Consider the following 6,437-nt stretch of genomic DNA (forward strand, 5'->3'; position numbering starts at 1 on the left):
CCACCAGCAAGAAGCTCGAGGCGGTTCCGGAGGTGAGGCGTGCGGTGGCGCCGATGTGGGCACACACCGCGGCCCAGTTGTCGATGCACCACTGCTCACGATCCGCCGAGCCGTCGGCGGCATGAGCGGCATCGAGCATGGTGACCATCGCGGCCAGCCGCCGAGCACACGCCGCGGATTCCACCCGGGCCCAGGCACCGACGGCAGAAGCCCCGCAAGTCCCCGCGGTCCAGGCCACCAACTCTTCGAACATGCATTCGAATTTAAACGAGGACTCCGACGGCCGCCAGCCTGAAACCCCAGGTTGGGGACGAATCGGCAACTGTGGATGAACTCGTCGCCACACCCCGAAAACGTCGGAACCACGTGCTAAGCGATGTCCGAAGAAACGACTCAGGACACGGCGAGAATCTCCGCGAGCAGCGCCGGTTCGACGTTGCCGCCCGACACGATCACCACGGTCGGTCCCGGCGGCGTCTCCCGGCTCAGATACGCCGCCAGGGCAGTCGCGCCGCTCGGTTCGACCACCAGGTGCGCACGCAATGCGATCTCGCGGACCGCCTTCCGAATATCATTCTCGGACACCGTGATCACACCATCCAGCACCCTCTGCAGATGGGCAAAGGTCAACTCCGAAGGCTGCGACCGAAGGCCGTCGGCGATGGTGCGGTTGCGGTCCGCGATCGGCCAGTCGACGCGATGACCCGCGGCCAGGCTCGCGGCCGTATCGGCGGCGAGTTCGGGTTCCACGCCGATGACCGCGGCTTGGGGCACTAACGCCTTGACGGCGGTGCCGATGCCCGACGCCAGTCCCCCACCGCTGACCGGAACGATGACATTGGCGACGTCGGGCAGATCTTCGGCGATCTCCAGTCCGATGGTCCCCTGCCCGGCGATGACGTCCGGATGATCGAACGGCGGTATCAGGACGCCACCGGTCCTGGCCACCAGTTCGTCGGCGACCCTCTCGCGTTCACCCGCCGCGCACAGCACGACCTCTGCCCCGTGGCTGCGCGTCGCGGCGATCTTGACCTCGGGAGTCTCGCGGGGCATGACGATTTGTGCGGCGATCCCGTAGACCGCCGCTGCGTACGCCACCGCCTGAGCGTGGTTCCCACTCGAGTATGCGACGACGCCGCGCGCGCGGGTCGCGTCGTCGAGCCGTCCGATGGCGTTGAACGCGCCCCGGACCTTGAATGCGCCGATCGCCTGCAGGTTCTCGGGTTTGAGCCACAGTGGGCGGGCGGGATCGCCCCAGGGTGCCGGGATGAGCGGTGTGCGGAAGACCGCGCCGCGGATCCGGTCGGCCGCCGCGCGGATATCGTCGATCGTCACCAGTCGCACGACCAGCGATCCTAGCGGCAGGGCCGATTGCCGGGGCAGCCGTGACCCTGCAAGGTATGCGGTGTGACCGAAGCCTTCTCGTTGCCGATCGTGCCGCGCTACGCCGAAGTCGACCAGCAGGGCGTGGTCTTCAACAGCCACTACCTCACCTGGTTCGACGAGGCGTCCAACGCGTTCTTCGACCACCTCGGCGTATCCGTCACCGAGTTCGACGCCTGGGGTCTCGACGTGCAGGTCGTTCACACCGAGATCGACTACGTCGTGCCGATCCGCTGGCGTGATTCGGTGCACGTCGAAACGCGGTGCGAGTCGGTGGGCACGACGAGCTTCACGCTGCGGTTCGACGTGCTGCGCCGAGGCGGTGACGGGGTCGAGATCGCAGCGGCTCGCGGGCGCAACGTCTACGTCGTCGTGTCGACCGATGACTGGGCCAAGCGCGGCGTTCCGGCGGGACTGCGGAACGCCCTTACTTCCCTTGCGGGTCAAGGCCGGAACGCCACTGATGGCGGTATTGTCAGCCGATGAGCCACGACCACGGGGACAACGACTCTCAAGGACCACATCGGGAACTACCACCGGGAATGGTCGAACAGCTCGACCTGCCCTACTCGGGGCTCGCGACCTTCGGACATCGGCCGTTCCTGACCGAGGTGTCCCAGCTGGACTCGTGGCGCCCCGACGTTGCCATCGTCGGCGCCCCGTTCGACGTCGGCACGACGAATCGGCCGGGTGCGAGGTTCGGTCCACGGGCGATCCGGGCCACCGCGTACGAGCCCGGTACCTATCACATGGATCTGGGTCTGGAGATCTTCGACTGGCTGGAGGTCGTCGACTTCGGCGACGCGTTCTGCCCGCACGGTCAGACCGAGGTATCCCACCAGAACATCAAGGAGCGCGTCGCGGCCGTCGCCTCCCGCGGCATCGTGCCCGTCGTCCTCGGCGGGGACCACTCGATCACGTGGCCCTCGGCGACCGCGGTGGCCGACGTGCACGGCTACGGCAACGTCGGCATCGTGCACTTCGACGCCCATGCCGACACTGCCGACATCATCGATGGCAACCTCGCCAGCCACGGCACCCCGATGCGTCGGCTCATCGAGTCCGGCGCCGTGCCGGGTACGCACTTCGTCCAGGTCGGCCTCCGCGGCTACTGGCCCCCGCAGGACACCTTCGAGTGGATGCAGGAACAGGGCATGGTCTGGCACACCATGCAGGAGATCTGGGAGCGCGGATTCAAGGCGGTGATGGTCGACGCGGTCGGCGAGGCGCTGGCCAAGGCCGACAAGCTGTACCTGTCGGTGGACATCGACGTGCTCGACCCGGCCCACGCGCCCGGCACGGGCACACCGGAGCCGGGCGGGATCACCAGCGTCGACCTGCTGAGGATGGTGCGCCAACTCTGTTACGAGCACGACGTCGCAGGCGTTGACGTCGTCGAGGTCGCTCCCGCCTACGACCACGCCGAGCTCACGGTGAACGCCGCGCACCGGGTGGTCTTCGAGGCGCTCGCGGGCATGGCGGCCAGACGGCGCGATGCCGCAGGTGCCGAGATGGGACCGCCGGGCCGACGACCGCCGCCGGCGTCCTGACCGGGGGCGCGAGGAGGTCTAGGTCTTCTTGAGGGTGAACTGGCAGATGTCGGTGTAGCCCTCGTTGAACAGCTCCGCGCAGCCGGTCAGGTACCTCATGTACCTGTCGTAGACCTCTTCGGACTGGATCGCGATGGCCTCGTCCTTGCGCGCCTCCAGTGCCGCGGCCCAGATCTCGAGGGTTCGTGCGTAGTGGAGCCGCAACGGCTGGATCCTGGTGACCTCGAAGCCAACCTTGGCTGCGTGCTCCTCGACGGTCACTACATGCGGCAGGTCTCCACCCGGGAAGATCTCCTCCATGATGAACTTGAAGAACTTGAGCTTCGTCATGGTCAGCGGCAGGGCGCGCTCGGCGAATTGATCGTCACTGGGCTTGATGATGGTGTGCAGCATCATCACGCCACCGACGGGCAACGCCGCATACGCCATCTTGAAGAAGTCGTCGTAACGGTCCCGCCCGAAGTGCTCGAAGGCGCCGATCGACACGATGCGATCGACCTGCTCGTGGAACTGCTCCCAGCCCTCGAGCAGAACGCGCTTGCTTCTTGGGGTGTGCGTCTCGGCGAGCAGCTCGGTCACGTGCGCTTGCTGGTTCTTGCTAAGGGTAAGACCGACGACGTTCACGTCGTAGCGCTCGACGGCCCGCTTCACGGTGGCACCCCAGCCGCAGCCGATGTCCAGCAGCGTCATCCCCGGCTCAAGGCCCAGCTTGCCCAGCGACAGATCGATCTTCGCGATCTGGGCTTCTTCCAGCGTCATGTCATCGCGCTCGAAGTACGCGCAGCTGTAGGTCTGCGTGCGATCCAGGAAGAGCCGGAAGAAGTCGTCGGACAGGTCGTAATGCGCCTGCACGTCGTCGAAGTGCGGCTTCAGGTGCTGCGTGTCACTCTTTGTCTCTGGCAAAATTCGGCCTTTGGCGTCTGGTTGAGTATCGTCCGTAGCTCCATGATTCTGGAGAGCCGCCCCGTGGGTCTGCGCGATCTTCGCAGACTACCCGAATCACGAAGTCAACAGCCAATCAGTTCGCCGCGTTGCGGCGGCGTGTCATCAAGCCGTCATCAATGGGTCTCTTGGGCGCTCGGCGCTGGTCCTCTGGCATTGCCGGATTGCCAGAACCTGTGAAAATCCTGTTTGCTGGATCCATGGGTCCGCTCAGCGTCGGAGCCTTCTCGAGTGACCTGGCAACAGCAGGTCGGTCGTCGGCCCGTCAGTTCTCCCGTGGGAGGAGCTCCGCGGCGAAGCGGTCGATGAACTCGTCGATGGCACCGGCCCCCGTCGGACGGATGACGAACTTGGTCAGCCCGGCTGCGAGGTATCCGTCCAGCATTCGATGCAACTGCGGCCACCCGTCGGCGACGAGCTCGGTCGGGTCGACGTCGGGCCTGCGCTTGCGGATCGCCGCAAGGACCTCGTCGGGCAGGCCGTTCTCGCTGACGGCGACGTTGATCCCGTAGTGGTCCGGTTCGATGGCGCGCCCGGCCTCGGCGGCGGCAGCCTCGATGAGTTCGCGTCCGCGCCGCGCCTCGTCGGGGGTGAGGAAACTACCCAGCCAGCCGTCGGCGAGTCGCCCGATGCGGCGGAAACCCGCGGGCGCGGAGCCACCGAGCCAAATGTCCAGTGGCTTGTCGAGTACCGGGCCGACGGCGACGGACGTGGCCTTGAAGAAGTCACCCGAGAAGTCCGTGCCGTCGGAGCTCAGCGCAGACCTCAGCATGCGCAACGACTCGTCGAAGACCGCCGCGCGCTGCCCGTCGGGCACGACGAACACCTGCCGTTCGGCTGGGAGCGCGGACCGCAGCCCGAAGACGGGCAGGACACGCTTCGGGGCGAGCGCGGCCAGCGACGCCAGCTGCTTGGCCACCAGGACTGGATGACGTCCCGGCAGCACCACCACCGACGTGCCCACCTTCAGCTTGGTGGTCCTGGCCAAGGCGTATGCCATCCCGATGAACGGGTCGATGGCATCGGTGTAGACCAGCTCCGAGAACCACAGCGAGTCGATGCCGGCCGCCTCGAGGCGGTCGACAACGGGTGATAGTTGCGCTGGGGTGCTCTCGTCCCCCGCGCCGAGACCGACCCCGAACCGGACCTTCATCGAATCAGCTCCACTCACGTCTGTGCCTCGGCGATCTCTTCCGCTGTCGCACGCGCGGGAAGACCTTCACCACAACCGAAGTCGAGCCCTCGATCATCCATCACCGCTCGAATGGCCACCTCGACAGTTAACGCCATACCGACCCGACCGGCAGAGCCGCGCGGATAAAGTGACCGTCGACGTTCATTGGTTCCGCGATAGGGAAAGAGAACCAGGGTGATTCGAAGAAGGAACCGTGTCAGGGCTGCCGTGATCGGCGCGGCAGCCGCGTCCGTCTGCGTCCTGGCGCCACTGCCCATCGCCAACGCCGACGATCCCTACCTGGTGGGTACGTGGAGCGGCCACCGCGAGCGCATCGCGAGCACCGACGGGTACCGCAACGGGGATGCCACCCTCGTCGTCACCGAGCAGACGGGCTTGACGTTCAAGGCGTCCCTGACCCGGACGAATCCCGGCGGCGACGAATCGGACCAACTGATCGGGGCGTCCACCCCCGACGGAACCATCATCACGGGATCCGACGCGGAAGGCACCTACAGCTTCAAGCTCATCGACCCGGTCACTCTCGACTACTGCTACTCCATGCACGGCGCCGGTTACCGCACTACGTGCGGCCGGCTTCACAAGCAGGTCTAGGGATGCAGGCCTCGGTCACCGTCGCCATGGACGCTCCCGCGCAGGAGGTCTGGGACCTCGTCGCGGACATCCGCAACACCGGCAAGTTCTCCCCAGAGACGTTCGAGGCCGAGTGGCTCGACGGCGCAATGGGTCCTGCACTCGGCGCCACGTTCCGAGGGCACGTCAAGCGCAACGAGATCGGACCCGTCTACTGGACGACGTGCCGAGTGACCGCGTGTGAGCCTGGCCGCGAATTCGGCTTCGAAGTGCTGCTCGGCGGCAAGCCGGTCAACAATTGGCACTACCTCTTCGCACCCGTGAATGGCGGCACTGAGGTAACCGAGTCCTTTCGGATGAGCGAAGGCTTGATGACCACGCTGTTCGGGCTGTTCGGTGGCCAGCTCCGAACGCGGCGCAACATCCGTGACATGCGCAAGACCCTGGAGCGGATCAAGGCCGTCGTAGAGGCCTGAGACGGGAAAGGGGTCGACGGGCGGCCGGTGGCGTCGCTAGCGTGTCGGCAGTGCCGACGACCGAGACGGAACTGCTGCACGAGCGCTCGCACGTCCAGCCCTTCGCGACCCGACCCGTCGTGGCTCTGGCCGCTGTCGTCGGCGTCGCGCACTGCGTGGCTGCACTGTTCAGCCGTGGTTACTGGTTCGACGAGGTGTACGTGGTGGCCACCGGCCGCGACCACCTGGACTGGGGCTCTGCCGACCAACCGTCGCTGACACCGGCGCTGGCGGCGCTGATCGACGCCGTCGCGCCGGGTTCACTGATCGCATTGAGGT

General features: G+C 66.4%; 7 protein-coding genes and 2 pseudogenes. 5 read left to right on the forward strand and 4 right to left on the reverse strand.

What is annotated here, in order from left to right; genetic code table 11:
* Positions 1 to 253, reverse strand: a pseudogene (locus ACRDUX_RS09650) (HNH endonuclease signature motif containing protein); the annotation flags it as partial.
* Positions 254 to 393: 140 nt separating this feature from the next.
* On the reverse strand, positions 394 to 1,344 hold the full coding sequence (locus ACRDUX_RS09655; protein WP_526413298.1) for a threonine ammonia-lyase: 951 nt from the start codon (positions 1,342 to 1,344) through the stop codon (positions 394 to 396).
* Between the two features lie 63 nt (positions 1,345 to 1,407).
* Between ACRDUX_RS09655 and ACRDUX_RS09660 the strand changes: the two genes are divergently transcribed.
* Both ACRDUX_RS09660 and speB read left to right on the forward strand, forming a co-directional pair.
* The gene (locus ACRDUX_RS09660; protein ID WP_526413300.1) at positions 1,408 to 1,869 is read left to right on the forward strand and encodes an acyl-CoA thioesterase; all 462 of its coding nucleotides are present in this window, start codon (positions 1,408 to 1,410) and stop codon (positions 1,867 to 1,869) included.
* Positions 1,866 to 2,933, forward strand: coding sequence for an agmatinase (gene speB, locus ACRDUX_RS09665; protein WP_526413302.1), 1,068 nt, complete (start codon positions 1,866 to 1,868; stop codon positions 2,931 to 2,933). Before ACRDUX_RS09660 ends, speB begins: the two co-directional genes overlap by 4 nt.
* Positions 2,934 to 2,951: 18 nt before the next feature.
* Here speB and ACRDUX_RS09670 read toward each other — a convergent pair whose 3' ends face one another.
* Positions 2,952 to 3,836: a cyclopropane mycolic acid synthase family methyltransferase gene (locus tag ACRDUX_RS09670; protein ID WP_526413304.1), complete on the reverse strand. Its 885-nt coding sequence runs from the start codon at positions 3,834 to 3,836 to the stop codon at positions 2,952 to 2,954.
* A 304-nt stretch (positions 3,837 to 4,140) separates the two neighbouring features.
* Positions 4,141 to 5,028, reverse strand: coding sequence for a TIGR03854 family LLM class F420-dependent oxidoreductase (locus tag ACRDUX_RS09675; protein WP_526413306.1), 888 nt, complete (start codon positions 5,026 to 5,028; stop codon positions 4,141 to 4,143).
* A 249-nt stretch (positions 5,029 to 5,277) separates the two neighbouring features.
* Between ACRDUX_RS09675 and ACRDUX_RS09680 the strand changes: the two genes are divergently transcribed.
* The 3 genes and pseudogenes from ACRDUX_RS09680 to ACRDUX_RS09690 all read left to right on the forward strand — a co-directional run.
* Positions 5,278 to 5,664 (forward strand): hypothetical protein, encoded by a 387-nt coding sequence (locus ACRDUX_RS09680; protein ID WP_526413308.1) that lies wholly within the window; start codon positions 5,278 to 5,280, stop codon positions 5,662 to 5,664.
* 2 nt (positions 5,665 to 5,666) lie between these two features.
* Positions 5,667 to 6,119, forward strand: coding sequence for an SRPBCC family protein (locus ACRDUX_RS09685; RefSeq protein WP_526413310.1), 453 nt, complete (start codon positions 5,667 to 5,669; stop codon positions 6,117 to 6,119).
* A 50-nt stretch (positions 6,120 to 6,169) separates the two neighbouring features.
* A pseudogene (locus ACRDUX_RS09690) lies at positions 6,170 to 6,437 on the forward strand (glycosyl transferase family 39); the annotation flags it as partial.

The sequence above is a fragment of the Mycobacterium sp. genome, assembly GCF_050701675.1.
GTDB lineage: Bacteria > Actinomycetota > Actinomycetes > Mycobacteriales > Mycobacteriaceae > Mycobacterium.